General features: G+C 67.2%; 13 protein-coding genes and 1 tRNA gene. 7 read left to right on the top strand and 7 right to left on the bottom strand.

Going from position 1 to position 15,585, the window contains the following annotated elements:
• Window positions 1–12 precede the first annotated feature (12 nt).
• Window positions 13–1,404 carry a type IIL restriction-modification enzyme MmeI gene (locus MFF13_RS08180; RefSeq protein WP_306422418.1) on the bottom strand — a complete coding sequence of 464 codons (1,392 nt, stop codon included), beginning with the start codon at window positions 1,402–1,404 and terminating at the stop codon, window positions 13–15.
• Between the two features lie 470 nt (window positions 1,405–1,874).
• Between MFF13_RS08180 and MFF13_RS08175 the strand changes: the two genes are divergently transcribed.
• The 3 genes from MFF13_RS08175 (at window position 1,875) to MFF13_RS08165 (ending at window position 5,044) form a co-directional block, all read left to right on the top strand.
• Window positions 1,875–2,939 (top strand): DUF3644 domain-containing protein, encoded by a 1,065-nt coding sequence (locus MFF13_RS08175; protein WP_238271833.1) that lies wholly within the window; start codon window positions 1,875–1,877, stop codon window positions 2,937–2,939.
• 311 nt (window positions 2,940–3,250) lie between these two features.
• Complete coding sequence (locus MFF13_RS08170; RefSeq protein WP_238271831.1) at window positions 3,251–3,886, top strand: peptidoglycan recognition protein family protein; 636 nt, start codon at window positions 3,251–3,253, stop codon at window positions 3,884–3,886.
• 528 nt (window positions 3,887–4,414) lie between these two features.
• Window positions 4,415–5,044: a recombinase family protein gene (locus MFF13_RS08165; protein WP_238271829.1), complete on the top strand. Its 630-nt coding sequence runs from the start codon at window positions 4,415–4,417 to the stop codon at window positions 5,042–5,044.
• Window positions 5,045–5,189: 145 nt separating this feature from the next.
• On the opposite strand, the gene MFF13_RS08160 is transcribed toward MFF13_RS08165, so the two are convergent.
• On the bottom strand, window positions 5,190–5,735 hold the full coding sequence (locus MFF13_RS08160; protein ID WP_238271827.1) for a hypothetical protein: 546 nt from the start codon (window positions 5,733–5,735) through the stop codon (window positions 5,190–5,192).
• Window positions 5,736–6,007: 272 nt separating this feature from the next.
• On the opposite strand from MFF13_RS08160, the gene mobC reads away from it, so the two are divergent.
• Together mobC and MFF13_RS08150 are read left to right on the top strand one after the other, a co-directional pair.
• Window positions 6,008–6,370: a plasmid mobilization relaxosome protein MobC gene (gene mobC, locus MFF13_RS08155; protein ID WP_238271825.1), complete on the top strand. Its 363-nt coding sequence runs from the start codon at window positions 6,008–6,010 to the stop codon at window positions 6,368–6,370.
• A 2-nt stretch (window positions 6,371–6,372) separates the two neighbouring features.
• Entirely contained in the window at window positions 6,373–8,163 is a 1,791-nt protein-coding gene (locus MFF13_RS08150; RefSeq protein ID WP_238271823.1) for a hypothetical protein, read from the top strand.
• A gap of 267 nt (window positions 8,164–8,430) precedes the next feature.
• Here MFF13_RS08150 and MFF13_RS08145 read toward each other — a convergent pair whose 3' ends face one another.
• The 4 genes from MFF13_RS08145 to MFF13_RS08130 form a co-directional block, all read right to left on the bottom strand.
• Window positions 8,431–8,649, bottom strand: a complete 219-nt coding sequence (locus MFF13_RS08145; protein ID WP_147751333.1) for a hypothetical protein — start codon at window positions 8,647–8,649, stop codon at window positions 8,431–8,433.
• 66 nt (window positions 8,650–8,715) lie between these two features.
• Entirely contained in the window at window positions 8,716–8,961 is a 246-nt protein-coding gene (locus tag MFF13_RS08140) for a hypothetical protein (protein WP_238271821.1), read from the bottom strand.
• Between the two features lie 197 nt (window positions 8,962–9,158).
• Window positions 9,159–11,051, bottom strand: coding sequence for a DUF6538 domain-containing protein (locus MFF13_RS08135; protein ID WP_238271819.1), 1,893 nt, complete (start codon window positions 11,049–11,051; stop codon window positions 9,159–9,161).
• Between the two features lies 1 nt (window position 11,052).
• Window positions 11,053–11,127: transfer RNA gene (locus MFF13_RS08130), tRNA-Glu, on the bottom strand.
• A 523-nt stretch (window positions 11,128–11,650) separates the two neighbouring features.
• Here MFF13_RS08130 and rlmB point away from each other — a divergent pair.
• Window positions 11,651–12,337 carry a 23S rRNA (guanosine(2251)-2'-O)-methyltransferase RlmB gene (gene rlmB / locus MFF13_RS08125; RefSeq protein ID WP_147752489.1) on the top strand — a complete coding sequence of 229 codons (687 nt, stop codon included), beginning with the start codon at window positions 11,651–11,653 and terminating at the stop codon, window positions 12,335–12,337.
• A gap of 90 nt (window positions 12,338–12,427) precedes the next feature.
• Here the strand turns inward: rlmB and purD are convergent, their stop codons facing one another.
• The gene (gene purD / locus MFF13_RS08120; protein ID WP_147831381.1) at window positions 12,428–13,708 is read right to left on the bottom strand and encodes a phosphoribosylamine--glycine ligase; all 1,281 of its coding nucleotides are present in this window, start codon (window positions 13,706–13,708) and stop codon (window positions 12,428–12,430) included.
• A 131-nt stretch (window positions 13,709–13,839) separates the two neighbouring features.
• Between purD and xseA the strand changes: the two genes are divergently transcribed.
• Complete coding sequence (xseA, locus tag MFF13_RS08115; RefSeq protein WP_238271810.1) at window positions 13,840–15,573, top strand: exodeoxyribonuclease VII large subunit; 1,734 nt, start codon at window positions 13,840–13,842, stop codon at window positions 15,571–15,573.
• The last annotated feature ends 12 nt before the right edge of the window (window positions 15,574–15,585 follow it).

Genomic DNA, 15,585 nt, shown 5'->3' with positions numbered 1-15,585 from the left:
TTTGTCACCGCCCTACACACTCAGGGCCTCCTGGCCGCCGAGATCGGCCAGGGCCTCCAGCACCTCGCCTTCGAGGCGCTTCACCAGTTCCAACGCGACGTACAGAAAGTTGCCGGTACCGCAGGCGGGGTCGAGGACGCGCACGGCACAGAGCCGGTCATGGAAGGCGCGGACCGTGGCGATTGCATCCTTGCCCCGGCCCTCCACTTTCTGGCGCTCGGCGGTCGAGAGCACCGTCGCCCATTCCGTCCTCATGGGCTCTATGACGGTGGCAACCACAAGACGCTCGACGTAGGCCCGAGGCGTGTAGTGCGCACCGAGCTTTGCACGCTCGCGAGCGGACAGGGCTTGTTCGAGAAGGGTGCCGAAGATGGCAGGCTCCACCTCGCGCCAGTTCGCCTCCGCGGCCTCGCGTAGGTTCCGGATTTCCTCGCTTCCCAGCGGCAATACGTCCCGGCGCTTGAAGAACTCGCCGTTGAAGCGCCGGACCGTCGCCTCGATGCCGTAGGCGAAGCCGCCGGTATCCATCGCCTCCCAGAGTTGCCCGACGAGGGGACCGAGCTTCTTGGGGTCCGCCTCGCAGCGGGCGAGGAGGTCACGGAAGGAACGCTCGGGAAGAAGCTCCACGTCCTCGGCAAACATGGTGAAGAGGCAGCGCATGAGGAACATGGCGACGTCTTCCGGATCGTGCCGCCCCTCCAGGGCTCGCGACACCGCGGCGAGCCGCCGGGCGACCTCGCGGGTGACGCGGGAGCTTTGCCTCGCCGGATCGAGGGCGAAGGGATCGAGCCAGATGGCGCCCAGACGCTCGCGGACTTCTGGGCGGCGGAGGTCTTCGAGGTAAACCCGGAATCCCTGGCGGTCGGGAAACTGGCTGTAGTTGCGGCCTTGGCCTGAGAAGTCCGCGAAGACCTCGATGACGTTGCCTACGTCACAGACCAGGATGAAGGGCGGCCAGGGGTGGTCGGCTGGTAGCGACCGCGCGTAGCCCTCCGCTTGGCGCCGCGCATTCAGCATCAGCACGTCCCAGGACCGTTCGGCACCGCGCCGACCCCGAGGCGCGGGCTCCTTGACCGCGGCGGCACCAGCCACCTCCTTCGAGCCGCCGACCTGCCGGGATTGCTTGGCTTCCAGAATGAAGGCACCCCGGCGGTAGAGGTCGATGCGACGATGAGTGTGGGTTCCGTCGCCGATAGGCTCCCGCACGACCCGCTCAAGCACGTAGTCGTTCAGTTCGGTTGTCGCGCCGGCTGGGTCAGGCCGGGGCACCCCGATCACGTCGCACAACTCGGAGAGGAACAAGGCATAGTTGGCCCGCTCCTGGCCGCCTTCGCGTCCCTGCCAGCGTGCGATGAACGCCTCAACCTTCTCCGAGCCCGAGAGCGCCGGTTGAACTTTATCCATACGTGACAACCTAGGTCGTAATTTCGAGGTATGTCAGCATAGTCGTCCGATTAGCCAGCTCGGGACGCACCCTGCTCGCCGGTTGGCGTTGGTATATCATCCGACGCTACTTCGTCTCGGCAGCGCGCTCTGCGAGCCTAGCAACGATCCTGGGCCAATCGTCTACGAAGCGCTTGTAGTCCCCCTCGCATTGCTCGGCGAGGGCGTCGGACTGCACATATTCGGCGATTGGGTGCCCGCCGGCTGCAGCTTTAAGGGTGCCGACACTTACGGCTAAATCGTAGAGGGTCTCGGTACCCCCCTCCTCATAAACCGATGACTTCCAGACCATGCCGTCTAGTCCGCTACGGATGACGTAGGACTTACCACCGTGCGTGAACCTTCGTTCTCTCACAAAACGCCTCCTCATCCCCTCGACTTCGCTGGGCCTACCCGTTCAAGTTGTCCGAAGTTGGAAGACGGAGGCCGAGTTGCGCAAGGAAGCCAAGACCCTGCACGGAAAGGCGGTGGACAGCCTCGTCATCGCCGTTGATCACTTCAACCGGGCTTGGGATCGCGGCCGGACCGAAGCTGTTCTAATCATGCTGGATCGAGCCTTCGAACTCGTTCTTAAGGCCATCATCATTCATAAGGGTGGTGAGATCCGCGAGAAGAAGATGGACGGTATGACCATCGGCTTCGACCTCTGTTTACGGAAGTGCCTTTCCGACGCAAAACTCAAGTGCCTTTCAGAGGAGGAGGTTGTTGCGTTGCAGGCGCTGAATACATTGCGAGATGCTGCGCAGCACCACATGATTGAAGTCTCTGAAGAGCTCCTTTACGTCCACGCCCAGAGCGCAATCACACTGTTCGGCCGCCTCGTACATGAAGTACTTGGGAAACCGCTCCGTAATGAAATTCCCAACCGCATACTACCAGTCTGCGCCAAGCCGCCGTCTGATCTAGGCGTGCTGTTCGACATCGAGTTCGCGGACATCAAGCGCATGGTCACGCCGGGTAATCGGAGGCGCCTCGACGCGAAGGCGAAGCTTCGTTCGCTCGCCGTCCTGCAAGCTTCACTTGAGGGCAGGAAGAGCCAGCCCACTGAAGGCGAGCTCGACGCCATCGTGCGTCGTATCAATAAGGGCGATGACTGGCGCGCGATTTTCCCCGGCGTGCCAACTCTCACAATTCAGCAGGAAGCAGCTGGGCCGGGGCTGACCATCCGCATCGCTCGGAATCAAGGCGAGGCCGTTCAGCTCGTAAAACAGGGAGACCCGAACGCCGCTGTCGTAGCTGTCAAGCGTGTTAACGAGCTGGACTTCTACAACTTAGGCGCCCGCGACATGGCTGATAAATTAGGCGTTACGGTACCGAAGATGTTATGGGTAATGAATCGTAACAGGCTGCAAAACGATGCTGATAATTACAAAAGGATCAAGATTGGTGCTATAGAACACAAGCGCTATAGCGGCAAATGCCTCCAAGCTCTCCGAGAATTATTGGCGGATGATGCCGTCAATGCGGCTTATGATAATCGAAAGATTGCTGCATGACCAACTATATACTAATTAGAAGTGATCTTTATTGAAATATAATATTGATCTATCGGATTAATTATTTCGCGAGGCCTGCAATGTAAGTTGCAACCTCCGAGAATAGCCCAGCAAAAAATTCATTTGAAGCAGTCGGATTAACTAGTGCATTTTGGGTATACCAGACTAGACCTGCATGCCGTGCATCTCACGCCTATGAAGTCGCCGCTGGCTTCACAAGCCTATGCGGTGTGGTCAGAACGTCGGCGGAAGCCATTCTTTACAGAGTTGTTCTGGCATCATAGCATGCGATAAATATGCGGGGCGCGATTATGTCTGACACCAAAGCCAAGGAAGAAGAATGCGCGATTGAAGGTGGGAAGGTGATCTCGCCTAAAGTGACACTATCGATAGCTTCAGGTATTGAAAAAGGTGAGATGAAGTCTGTCAACGGAATCATTGTACATCAAACAGGCGGAGGTTCCGCAAAATCGGCTCTAGAGAGTTATAAAGGCGGAAAGAATGGCGCTCATTTTCTTATAGATAAAGACGGCTCTATCTACCAGACGGCACGCGTCACTCAGAAATGTCAGCATGTCGGAAACATCAAGAGCCGCTGTTATGAGAAGAAAAGCTGTACGCCGGAGGCCCTGAAAGACGTTACAGATACATTATTCAAGGGAGGGCAAGTCTATGGGAAGCGCGTTAAGAACCTTAGCGACCAGGAACGAGCAAAGCCCTATCCTGATCGTTACCCGACAAATAGTGACTCGATTGGCATCGAGATTGTAGGAAAGGCTGACGACAAAGACGTTTACGAGATCATCAACGTAGAGCAGAATAAATCGTTGAAATGGCTTGTTGGTGTGCTGGTAGAAAAAATCTCTGTTGGTAAGGATGAGATTTTCACGCACGCCGAGGTGTCTTACAAGAGCAAGACAGAAGGGACGACCGGTCAATGGCGTTAAGAGCCGCCGCCATTACTATCTTAGCAATGTTCGCGACCAGCGCAGCATCCCTGGAACTCACTAGTGTATCTGAGATTGTGGCAAGCGCAGAGAGTGGAGGCGATTTTTGTAGCGACTTTCAGCTCACCGCTTCTCAAGCTAGAACGTTCTTTCTTCGTGCTCAGAAGACGACCGCGTCGAGTATCCATGATAATTATGACTACCTTCCTTGTTTTGTCAGAGGTATCGGGCGTGTGGGCGCGCAGGAGGTGACGTGGGAGATTAGGGCTGGTGGAACAGCTCGTGTCACGAACAGCGCGGGAAAGACGGTGCGTTACGGGTGCCGCCGTCCCTGCGATAACCTCTTCCAAGGCAGCCGGTAAGATCGCACGAGTGGCGCTAGAGCTTCGGTTTTCGTTTGGGAACACTGGGCAGGTTTGGGTATGCCGTTCCTGAACCACCGCCATGCTGGTTCACTTTCCGAGTTTGGCCCTTTCAAAATGAACTGGTAATCTGTGAACCAGTCGTAGTGAACTAAGCGGCCTCTCCATGTTCGTGCGCGCCTACCTCCGGGCCTCCACCGACGACCAGGATGCAACTCGGGCCCGGACCGACCTCGAACGCTTCGCCTCTGAGCGCGGCCTGACCATCGCCGCGACCTATGTCGAGACCGCCTCGGGGGCGTCGCTGGCCCGGCCCGCGCTTTTCCGCCTGCTCGGGGACGCGCAGGCCGGCGACGTGCTGCTGGTTGAGCAGGTGGACCGTCTCTCCCGGCTCGCCGCCGAGGATTGGGAGCGCCTGAAGGTCGAGATGGCCGCCCGGCACATCCGCGTCGTCGCCCTCGACCTGCCGACCTCGTGGACGATGGCAAGCACGGAGGCCGATCCCTTCACCGTGCGGATGTTCGACGCCATCAACGCCATGTTGCTCGACATGCTGGCGGCGGTGGCCCGAAAGGACTACGACGACCGCCGTCGCCGGCAGGCCCAGGGGCAGGCGAAGGCCAAGGCCGCGGGCCTCTACCGGGGCCGGGCCGAGGACGTGAAGCGCAACGCCGGCATCACCGCCATGCTGCGGTCCGGCGCATCGTGGACCTCGATCCAGGACTTGACCGGATGTAGCCGCGCGACCGTTTCCAAGCTGGCGAAGCGCCTTCGAGAGGCACAAATGGCCGGTTGAGACGTGCCATACCGGGACGCCATGGTAACGGAATCGGTTAAGGATTCCGACATTATCTTCGTCAACCGAGCCTTGTAGGCGCTGCCTCGCCGCACTTGCCACCGGACTGGCTGCGGCACTCACACCGGCGGCCCGATCCGGTGCTTCAAGCGATGTCCATGGCGGCGGAAGTGCAGGCTGCCTCCGCTTCCGCGAGGATGGCCCCTACGTCGTTGAAACCTGGTCCCGGCGCGGGGCCCTCCGGGGGCATGTACGGCAGGTCGGCGTCGAGGTCTTCGAGTTGCGGTAGGGCTTGGCCCGGCGCTACCCGGGCGAGGCCCAGGCCCCACGCCAGAACCAGCACCGCCCGGACTTCGAGGTCCAGGCGCTCTGCCATCCCCGAGACTGCCGGATCTGCGCCGCCTGCCAGGAAACGCTGGGTCAGGACCGCGGCTTCCGTCCGGTTCCCGCTGGGTTCCGGGCCCAGGAGCAAGCCGGTCTGACCGAAGAGGGCTCCGGCCGCCCGGCGCTGCTCCGTTGTCGTCCGGTCGAGGAACAGGTGTCGCAGGGCCGCGCGTTTCTCGGCCGGTTCGAGGTCGTGGCGGGCCAGGATGCGACCGCAGATGCCCAGGGTCAGTCGGACGAAGGCGTCGGCATGCGGGTCCCACCGGATAGCCTCCACGGTCGGCGTTGGCTTCAGGCTCGCAGGCATATCGGTCCGCTCCTCTTGTCCAGATACGACAAGGGTGCCGAGCGGGTGCCGATGCCGCAAGGTGATACCGGTCTCCATGGCCCGTAGAGATAGCTCGGTCAGCTATCGGGTCTGCCGATTTCGACCGAGACATCGTCGCCGGTCCCGGTGTCACCTTGTCGAATCGATGGGAACACGGATGCTGTGCAGGACAGCCCCTGAGAGCCAGCAATGTCCGGTATGACCGGACAACTGGCCAAGGGGGCGTACCGCCCCCTGTGGAACCCCCCGCCATGGCGACCGATGCGACCCTCGCGGCCCTCTGTGAAGTGGTCACTTTCAAGCTTCGCGCCGACGAGCGCGCGACCCTGCGTACGACTGCCGCCGGCCTCGGCGTCGGCCCCTCGTCCTACGCCGCGGACGCGGTGCGCCGGGCGTTGGGCACCGAACGTCGCCGCCCCCTGCCGCAGCCGCGCTCGGCCCTGACCGAGGCGGTCCGCGAGGCCACCGGCGCCCTCGGCCGGCTCGGCAACCTCGTCAACCAAATCGCCCGGCGCGCGCACCAGGGCCACCCCGCCCAGGCGGCGGAACTAGCCACGATCCGGGCGGCGCTGGCCGCCATCGACGCCCGGCTGGGCGCGGCCCTGGAGGCGTGATCATGCAGCACGTCCGCCATGGCCGCACTGCCCGCGATGCCCGGAACCTTGGGCGCCACCTCCTGCGCCGTGACGGCAACGCCAGCATCGAGGTCGTCCGTATCGTCGGCCTCGCCGCCACGGACCTGCCGGGGGCGCTGGCCGCGATGCGCCGCCTCGCCCCACGCACCGCTGCGGCGGCCTTCCACCACATCAGCTTGGCCCCGTCCGGGACCTGCGCGGTCGCTGACCTGAGTGCCGACGCCGACCGGGCGATGCGCGAGATGGGCGCCGACCCCGCGATCCACCCGCACGCCCTCGTCGTACACGGCAAGACCTCGGTCGCCGGCCGGGCCCCCTGCCACGCCCACCTCGTCGTGGCGCATTGGGGCCTGGAGGGTCAGGCCCTTGATGACAGTTGGCTGCATCTTCGCCTGGAGCGGGTCGCCCGCGAGATCGAGCACGACCGCGGCGAGCCCCTGACCCCCGGGCGCCATGATCGGGCCCTGGCCAAGGCCTTGCGCGCCCGGGGCCGGCCCGAGGTTGCTGCCGCGCTGGAGGCGGCGGCCGCTGACGGCCCGCCTCGGTCAGCGACGACCCCCGGGGCCCGCCAACGATTGCGCCGGGCCGGGGTGGACGACGTGGCGGCCCGGGCGGCGGTGAAGGCCGCGTGGGCCTCCGTAACCGGCCCGGCAGCCCTTCGGGAAGCCCTCGCCGAAGCTGGCTTGTCCATCACCCCGGGCGGGAAGCCCGGCGTCTGGACCGTCGTCGCGTCCGGAGGCGCCGTCGTTGGCGCGCTCGACCGCATCGTGAAGCAGAAGCGGGCCGTCGTGGTCGCGCGCATGGAGGAATCCGATGACCGTACCGACCCCGTCGTTGCCCTCGCCCCCGCCGCCACCCTCCCAGGAGATCCTCAGCCGGACCCGGCTCATCGACACGCGTACGGACCGGCTAATGGCGCTTCTCGACCTCTTGGAGGAGCGAGAGGGACCGTCCCCCCTGGAGGCCCTGCGCGAGACGCTGGTGGAGATCCTAGTGACCCAGCGCGACGCGGGGGACCGGCTCGCCCGGATCGAGGGAAACCTGCGGCTGCCGGCCCAACCCCCGCGCCCTCCCGCAGGAACCGGATCCGCGAAGCCGTCGCCGCGCATCGCCTCGCCCGCGACCTGAACCCCACCACGATCCGCGAGGAGGCGGCCCGGCGCTACCTCGCCGTGCGGCTTGCCGAACTTGAAGCCGTCTACCGCCGAGCCCGCCAGGACCGTGACACGGCCCGGGCGCTGATCCCGGAACCTGCGGCGGTGGCCGAGGCCCAGGCGTTGGAGGCGCGGGCAAGGAAGGAGGCGGGGCGGGTCCGGGCCGAGGCCGAGGCGGCAGAGGCGCGGCGAGCCGAGCTCGCGGCCATCGCGCCGACCGGCTGGCGTCGGGCGTGGTGGTGGGCGAGTGGCCGGCTCCGGCCGCATCGCGTCGCGCTTGCACAGGCGACCGGCGCCGCCCGCCACGCCCGCGGCATGGCGATGGCGCACGCCCAGGTGGTCGCCGGGCGGGTATTCGGGGTCGAAGCAGAGGTTGAAAAGGCGGCGCGCCGCCGTCCGGTCGAGGTGCAGCGACGCCGCGAGGCCGAGGCGGTGGCCGTCCGCAAGATGGAGGAGGCGGCGATCGCTGCCGACCTTCTGCGCGCCGATCTGGGGCGCGGGGCCCTCCTGGTCCCCGACCTGCTCAGGCAGGCCGAGGCGGAGCGCCGCCGCAGGGAGGCGGCCGAAGGCGTCCGCGAGGCCCTGGAGATCGTCGGCAGCGGCCCTCGCCCTCGCTGACACGCCGCGTCCTGTCGCAGCGACCGTGCTCCGCAGCGAGGAGCACCCGCTGCCCTGGGAAACGCTAGTGGTTCAAATCTGACGCTTGGTACCCGCCGCGAGGGGCTGCTTCCGACCCTTTGCGGCCCCTGGGAACGTCCGCTCTCAGGCTCGCGGTGAAGCGGCGTCGGACGACCGGGATGGGTGGGAAGCAGACGCCACACTGGAGCTATGCGAATGGCCTCCGGTCGTGCCTCAGATTTTATGGAACGCGATCGGGCGTCGGCCTCACGCGCGCGAGGCAAACGTATGCATAATCGCCTTCACCATCGCCAGCACCTTCGCCCGGTCCTGCTGGTCCGCGACCCCCTGCCACAAGCGCAGCAGCTCCATCGTCTGGCTTAGGTCGGACACGCTGTCATCGTGAAAGGCCGTTGGCTCCATGTCCAAGGCCTCGGCGAGACGGCGAAGGGTCTCATTCTGCTCAAGCAGGCTATCAGCCGGCATGTTTCACTCCTATTGCGCGCAACGTTTTAGGGCGCGCCCGGAGGAGATCAATCTTCTACGGCAACTTCAGAGACGCAGAACCAGAAAATTTTGCGCCATAAAGCGAAATTTGATACTAACGTAAAAAATACTGCATCCAGAGCATTCTAGAGCGGAATAGTAGGCATCATGGCGATACAAGATAAACTTGAGGAGATCGCGGACGCGTGCCTTGCGCTCCATGAAGAGATCAAAAGGCACGGTACGACCGAGATGCAGCACTTCATCCGTCTGTTGCTGTTTCAGGTCGGTCAGGAACTCGCTCGCCAGCAAGCAGCCTCGCAGGAATGACCGGGCCGCGTCCGGCTTGGCGTCGCATAAACGACTTCATGCGAAAGGGACGCGCTGCGCGTACATGCAGGTACGCTATGGGTCGGAGCCGGAACGTCTGCTTCTGACCGAAGGATCAGGTTCCGCTTCCCACCCGTTGCGGACTTCGTAGGTGGGTACCAAGCGTCAGATTTGGACCACTAGGCGGGGGCTACCGCCGCCCCGGGACCTGCGATCCTCAAGCCGGTGGGTCGTGCCTCGCCCCGCACCGCTGTTAGGAACGGCCAGGGCAGGCGCTGGATGGCCTCGTTCAGTTCGACGACGTTTACCGCTCGCGGTTTCTTCTTGGTGCCGTAGCGCCCCGTCATCCCGCTCTCGGCGTGGCCCATCAGCGCCTTCTTGATCTCCCCGCCGTAGCCGGCTGAACCTAACCGATCCTGGAACCCGTGCCGGAACGAGTACAGGCTCGTTCCCTCAGTGGTCAGGCCAAGTTCGCCGCGGCTGAACACGGCCCAGAAGGACGAGAAATAGCCCGAGACCCGCGTGACGTCGCCGGCCTGCGCCTCCATCGCGCTCCACAACGACTTCCGCCCCTCCTGCTTTGCCGCCGCGACGAGAGCTGGCAAGCCCAGGTCGATCAGTTCGCGCCGGACTGGCACCCACCGTCGGCGCGCAAGGGTCTTCAATGCCCGCTCGCCCGCGTTGGTGACGTTGAAGCACAGCATATCGGGATGGTCCGGATGAGGGCCGACCGTGTCGGGTCCGATCTGTAGGATCTCGGAGGAGATCATGCCGTGGAGGCAGGCGATGAGGGGCAGCCAGAACTGCAACTCGCCGCAAGCCTTGACGGCGGTTAGCCGTTTGCCCTGCGTGAAGACGGGATGGGCGAAGATCGTGGCGAGTTCGGTATCCCCGTAGGGCTCGCGCCGATCCTCGTCCTCCGGCACCTCCAGGTACAGGTCGGGCCCGAGGCCCGTCTCGATCCATCCCGCATTCGCCGCGGTGGCCATCAGGCCAGAAATGAAGCCGACCTTCTTGTTGATGGTCGCGGTCTTGTAGGCGGTGGCCGTGTCCAGATGGTCGCGATAGGCGAGCAGGTGCCGGCGCCGTATGAGGCCGATGTCGCCGACCCCCGCATGCGCCTCGAAGGCCGCGACGGTCCGGTCCATCTCTCGCAGGTAGTCCGGACGCGCCTGCTTCTTCGTCTTCGTCCGGTTCTCGACCCACTTGGCCCGGCAGTCCGCAAGCGACCGACAGACCTCCGAATCGATGGTAGTCGGCCTCGCCTGAGGCTCGGGATGAGATCCCGGACGGCTCGCGGCGTGTTTCCACGGTCCATCGACTGCGTCGGGGTGGAGATGGTCGAGGCCGCCCCTGCGAGCCTCACGCATCTGAAACACGTCGAGGTAGGCGAGCTCGGCCGTCAGGCATGCGGCCATGAACCGTTCGAGGTCCGGGTCCGTCCGGGTGAGGCTCACGCCGAGGCGGCGGACGTAGCCCTGGACGAAGGGGAGCCGTGCCTCGGCATAATCGGTCACCGTGCCCTCGCGCAGCGCCCTTCCCCGCGCGATGTGTTCCCTGACGACCGCAGGGTCGCGCCAGGGCAATCGCGAGAGGTCCCGCTCCGCCGTCAATGCCGCCCCGGACGTCGAACCGAGACGCGCACGCCAGTCCTCCTCGGCAAGGCTCGCTCCGAACCAGGAGGCCAGCGCCTGCCAGTCCGGCCAGGTCCACCCCTCGGCGACGAGTGCGGCGGGACCATCGGGGCCGGGGCTTAGTCCCTTGCGCCTGCGCGCCTCGGCGAAATGGTCGTCCCACACCTCGTCCAGCGCGAGCGCGTCCGCTCGGGCTGCCCGCTTGTCACGGGTGCGGAGGGACCTCTGGACGCGCGCGAAGGGGAATGCGTCGCGCAGGTCCTCGGGCACGCGCCGGACGTACTGGAAGACCCCCTCGCGGAGAGTGAGATGGTTGGAAACGGGCACGTCGTCTGTCGCCATGTTATGCACGATGTTATGCGATCGACCCGGGTGCAAGAGGGCCGAAGTGCGTGCAAACGTTGACAAACAATGAGTTGATGAGGCCGAAACGGCCAAATGGCGCGCCCTGCGGGAGTCGAACCCGCCTCTTCAGCGTGAAAGGCTGACATCCTAACCGATAGACGAAGGGCGCTGGCGCTGGGCCGAGGTTTCTATAGTCGGACCGCGGGCGGAGGGCAACGGGCGGATCGTGGCTTGTGAGGCGGTGGCGGGCCGGTTTGTCGCGGATGGGGTGGGACGGCGCCGCCGGGCGGGTGCGGCAACTTCGTCCCGGGCGTGCTAACGCTGCCGCTTCGCGCGCCTTGGCGGGGCGCTGGTCTGCCTGCGCGGTCGCGCGCAGCACGGTTCTGGAATGGTTTGAGCGGATGGCGAGCGAGAGCGACGACGGCGGCGAGGACGGCGGCCGGCCGGCCGGGTCCGAGGTGCGCAAGCCCGGCTTCGGCCAAGCTGATCACGGCAAGTCGGGCTATGGCAAGTCCAGCTTCGGCAAGCCAGGGTATGGGAAGCCGAGCTACGGCAAGCCTGGTGACGGCAAGTCCGGTTACGGCAAGCCCGGCTTCGGAAGGCCGGCTTTCGGCAAACCCGGCTTCGGCAAGCCGGCCTACGGCCAGCGGCCGCGGCCGGCCGGCCCGCAGCCGGCGCACGAGGGGGCCGCCGTGCTCTACGGCTTCCACCCCGTGGTGCAGGCGATGGGCAACGCCGAGCGGAAGCTGCACCGGCTGCTCGCCACCGAGAACGGCGCCGCGCGCCTCGTCGAGGAGCTCGGAACCCTGCGGATCGAGCCCGAGCTCGTGCGGCCGGCCGACATCAACCGGCTGCTCGGGGCGGATGCGGTGCATCAGGGCCTCTACCTCGAGGCCGACCCCCTCGCCTCGCCCGGCCTCGACGCGCTGCCGGCCGACGCGCTGCTGCTGGCCCTCGACCAGATCACCGATCCGCACAACGTCGGCGCCATCGTGCGCACCGCCGCGGCCTTCGGCGTCACCGGCATCGTCACCACGGCGCGCCACGCGCCGGGCGCCACCGGCGTGCTGGCGAAATCCGCCTCGGGCGGCCTCGAGCACGTGCCGTTCCTGGTGGTCCGCAATTTGGCCGAGGCGCTGATCACCCTCGGCGAGCAGGGGTTCACCCGCATCGGCCTCGATTCCGACGCCGAGACCGGCCTCGACACGCTCACGCCGACGCGGCCCGCGGTCATCGTCCTCGGCGCCGAGGGCAAGGGTCTGCGCGAGCGCACCCGCGCCTGCTGCGACGTGCTCGCCAAGATCCCGTTCACCGGCGAGATCCGCAGCCTCAACGTCTCGAACGCCGCCGCGATCGCCCTCTACGCCCTCGGCCGCTGATTTTTCGGACCTGCCGGACCGGGTGTCCCGCAGGTGGCGTCCGGACTGGGCGCGGCGCGGGACACACCCGCGTCGCCCAATCGCAAAAAATTAGATGCCTTGGCCGGCGACTTCGCGGGCGACGGCGCGCTGGCCGATGTCGCGGCGGCAGAACCCTTCCGGCCAGTCGATGCGGGCCACGGCCGCGTAGGCGCGGGCCTGCGCCTCCAGCACGCTGTCGCCGAGCGCGGTGACCGCGAGCACGCGGCCGCCGTCGGCCAGAATGGCCTCGCCCTCGGCGCGGGTGCCGGCCTGGAACACCAGGGCGCCGTCGCGCTCGGCGTCGGCGATGCCGCGGATGGTCGAGCCGCGCACCACCGTGCCGGGATAGCCGGCCGCCGCCATCACCACGGTGAGCGCGGCGCGCGAGGCGTCGAACTCCAGGCTGACGCCGGCGAGGTTGCCGTCGCAGGCCGAGAGCAAAGCGGGGACGAGGTCGGAGGCGAGGCGCGGCATCAGCACCTGCGCCTCGGGGTCGCCGAAGCGGGTGTTGTACTCGATCAGCTTCGGCCCGTCCGCGGTCAGCATCAGGCCGGCATAGAGGATGCCGGTGAACGGCGTGCCGCGCGCGCGCATGCCGTCGAGCGTCGGCTGGATGATCGTCTCCATCACGGTCCGCTCGATCGCGGGCGTGACGATGCCGGCCGGCGAGTAGGCGCCCATGCCGCCGGTGTTGGGGCCGCGGTCGCCGTCGAAGACGCGCTTGTGGTCCTGCGCGGTGCCCATGGCGATCGCCCGGGTGCCGTCGCACAGGGCGAAGAAGCTCGCCTCCTCGCCGAACATGCACTCCTCGATCACCACCTCCGCGCCCGCATCGGCGAACAGCGCCCGCAGCGCGCCCTCGGCCTGCTCCACCGTCTCGGCGACGGTGACGCCCTTGCCGGCGGCCAGGCCGTCGGCCTTCACCACGATCGGGGCGCCCTTGGCGCGCACGTGGGCGAGCGCCGGGTCGAGGGCGGCGAAGCGGCCGTAGCCGGCCGTCGGGATGCCGCGCTCGCTGCACAGCGCCTTGGTGAAGCCCTTCGAGCCTTCGAGCTGCGCGGCGGCCCGGGTCGGCCCGAAGGCGCGGATGCCGGCCCGGGTCAGGTCGTCGACGAGGCCGGCGACCAGCGGCGCCTCCGGCCCGATCACGACGAGGCCGACGCGCTCGGCTTCGCAGAAGGCGCGGACCGCGCCGTGGTCGGCGACGTCCAGCTCCGGCCGGTTCTCGCCGTGCCGGGCGGTGCCGGGATTGCCCGGCGCCGTGAACAGACGGGTGCAGAGCGGGCTTTTCGCAAGGGCGTAGGCGAGGGCGTGTTCGCGGCCGCCGTTGCCGACGAGGAGGATGTTCATGGGATCAGGGTGTTCCCGAAATCCGGGACCGGGGAAAGGGTCCTATCGCACGAAGGTGCGCGTCGTGCACCGGATCCACCGTCCTGCGGCGGGCTTTGACCTCGCCGCCGCGTCCGCATAGCACTTCGGCCATGCCCCTGGTCCCGCCCCCCGCCCCCCGCAGGTCGTCGCCGGCCGCCGACGTGCCGTCCTCGGCGGTGCTCGTCGCCAACCAGCCGGAATGGTCGGTGGGCGACCTCGCCTCGGCGTTGAAGCGCACGCTGGAGGACGCGTTCGGGCACGTGCGGCTGCGCGGCGAGATCTCGGGGTTCCGCGGGCAGCACGGCTCGGGCCACGCCTACTTCTCGCTCAAGGACGGCAACGCCCGCATCGACGCCGTAGTCTGGAAGGGCACGTTCAACCGCCTGCGGCAGAAGCCGCAGGAGGGGCTGGAGGTCGTCGCCACGGGCAAGATCACGACCTTCCCCGGCAAGTCCTCGTACCAGATCGTCATCGAGAGCCTGGAGCCGGCCGGCGTCGGCGCCTGGATGGCGCTGCTGGAGGAGCGCAAGCGCGTCCTCGCGGCCGAGGGCCTGTTCGCGGCCGAGCACAAGCGGGCGATCCCGTTCCTGCCGCAGGTCGTCGGGGTGGTGACCTCCCCCACCGGCGCGGTGATCCGCGACATCCTGCACCGGCTCGAGGACCGGTTCCCGCGGCCCGTCCTGGTCTGGCCGGTGCGCGTGCAGGGCGACGGGGCGGCCGACGAGATCGCCGCCGCGATCCGCGGCTTCAACGCGCTTCCCCCCGGCGGCCCGATCCGTAAGCCGGACGTGCTGATCGTCGCCCGCGGCGGCGGCTCGATCGAGGACCTGTGGGCGTTCAACGAGGAGGCGGTGGTGCGCGCCGCCTTCGAGAGCCGGATCCCGCTGATCTCGGCGGTCGGGCACGAGACCGACACCACGCTGATCGACTTCGTCTCCGACCGGCGCGCGCCGACGCCGACGGGCGCCGCCGAGATGGCCGTGCCGGTGCGGGCCGACCTCGCGCTGGCGCTGGACGACTTGACCCGCCGCCGCCGCGGGGCGGTGGAGCGCAAGCTCGACCGGCTGGCTGCGGATTTCCGCTCGGCCCTGCGGGCGATGCCCGATGCCGACGCGTTCCTCGCGGGCAAGCGCCAGCGCCTCGACCTCGCCGAGGCCCGGCTCGCCCCGGCGCTGGCGGGCAACGCGCGCGCCTTCCGCGAGCGGTTCGCGCGCGTGCTCGACCGGCTCGCGCGGCACCCGCCGGAACTGGTCTTGGAACGCGCGCGGGCGCGGCTTTCGGCGATCGACCACCGGCCGCGCCAGGCGCTCGCCAACCACGCAAGCCGCAAGGGCGACGCGCTGGCGGCCCTCGGCCACCGCCTCGTCGTCGCCCGGACGACGACCCTGCGCCGGGCCGAGACCGAGGCGGCGCGCGCGCGCGAGCGGCTGGCGGCCTCGCATGGGCGGATGATCCACGCGGCGGCCGGGCTGATCGAGCGCCGCCGCGCCCGGCTCGACCGGGCCGGCGACCTCCTCGGCAGCCTCGGCTATCGCGCCGTGCTCGCCCGCGGCTACGTGCTGGTCCGCGACGGCGCAGGCGCTGCGCTCCGCTCCGGCCGCGGGTTGCCGGCCGGCTCGCCCCTGAGCCTCGAATTCGCCGACGGGTTCGTGTCCGCCCGCACCGAGGTGGATGCGGGCGCTCCTGCGCCCGAGGGTGCTCCCTCGGCGAAGCGAGGCCCCGCCCCGGCGAAGCAAGGCGCCGCCCCGGCGAAGAAGCGTGCGCCGCGCCGGGCGAAGGCCGCAGCCGAGGCCGAGCCTCCGCCCGCGCCCGCCGCCGCGCAGGGCTCGCTGTTCGAGGCTTGAGCCCGGTCCGGC

Source organism: Methylobacterium cerastii (assembly GCF_022179125.1).
Taxonomy (GTDB): Bacteria; Pseudomonadota; Alphaproteobacteria; order Rhizobiales; family Beijerinckiaceae; genus Methylobacterium; species Methylobacterium cerastii.
This window is presented reverse-complemented; position numbering and strand designations above follow the sequence as displayed.

What these genes read in the sequence shown, in the direction of transcription:
- xseA (WP_238271810.1), top strand. Translation starts at nt 13,840, where the DNA reads ATGCCCCTGGTCCCGCCCCCCGCCCCCCGCAGGTCGTCGCCGGCCGCC.
- MFF13_RS08180 (WP_306422418.1), bottom strand. Translation starts at nt 1,404, where the DNA reads ATGGATAAAGTTCAACCGGCGCTCTCGGGCTCGGAGAAGGTTGAGGCG.
- MFF13_RS08165 (WP_238271829.1), top strand. Translation starts at nt 4,415, where the DNA reads ATGTTCGTGCGCGCCTACCTCCGGGCCTCCACCGACGACCAGGATGCA.
- MFF13_RS08145 (WP_147751333.1), bottom strand. Translation starts at nt 8,649, where the DNA reads ATGCCGGCTGATAGCCTGCTTGAGCAGAATGAGACCCTTCGCCGTCTC.
- MFF13_RS08170 (WP_238271831.1), top strand. Translation starts at nt 3,251, where the DNA reads ATGTCTGACACCAAAGCCAAGGAAGAAGAATGCGCGATTGAAGGTGGG.
- MFF13_RS08150 (WP_238271823.1), top strand. Translation starts at nt 6,373, where the DNA reads ATGCAGCACGTCCGCCATGGCCGCACTGCCCGCGATGCCCGGAACCTT.
- purD (WP_147831381.1), bottom strand. Translation starts at nt 13,708, where the DNA reads ATGAACATCCTCCTCGTCGGCAACGGCGGCCGCGAACACGCCCTCGCC.
- MFF13_RS08160 (WP_238271827.1), bottom strand. Translation starts at nt 5,735, where the DNA reads ATGCCTGCGAGCCTGAAGCCAACGCCGACCGTGGAGGCTATCCGGTGG.
- mobC (WP_238271825.1), top strand. Translation starts at nt 6,008, where the DNA reads ATGGCGACCGATGCGACCCTCGCGGCCCTCTGTGAAGTGGTCACTTTC.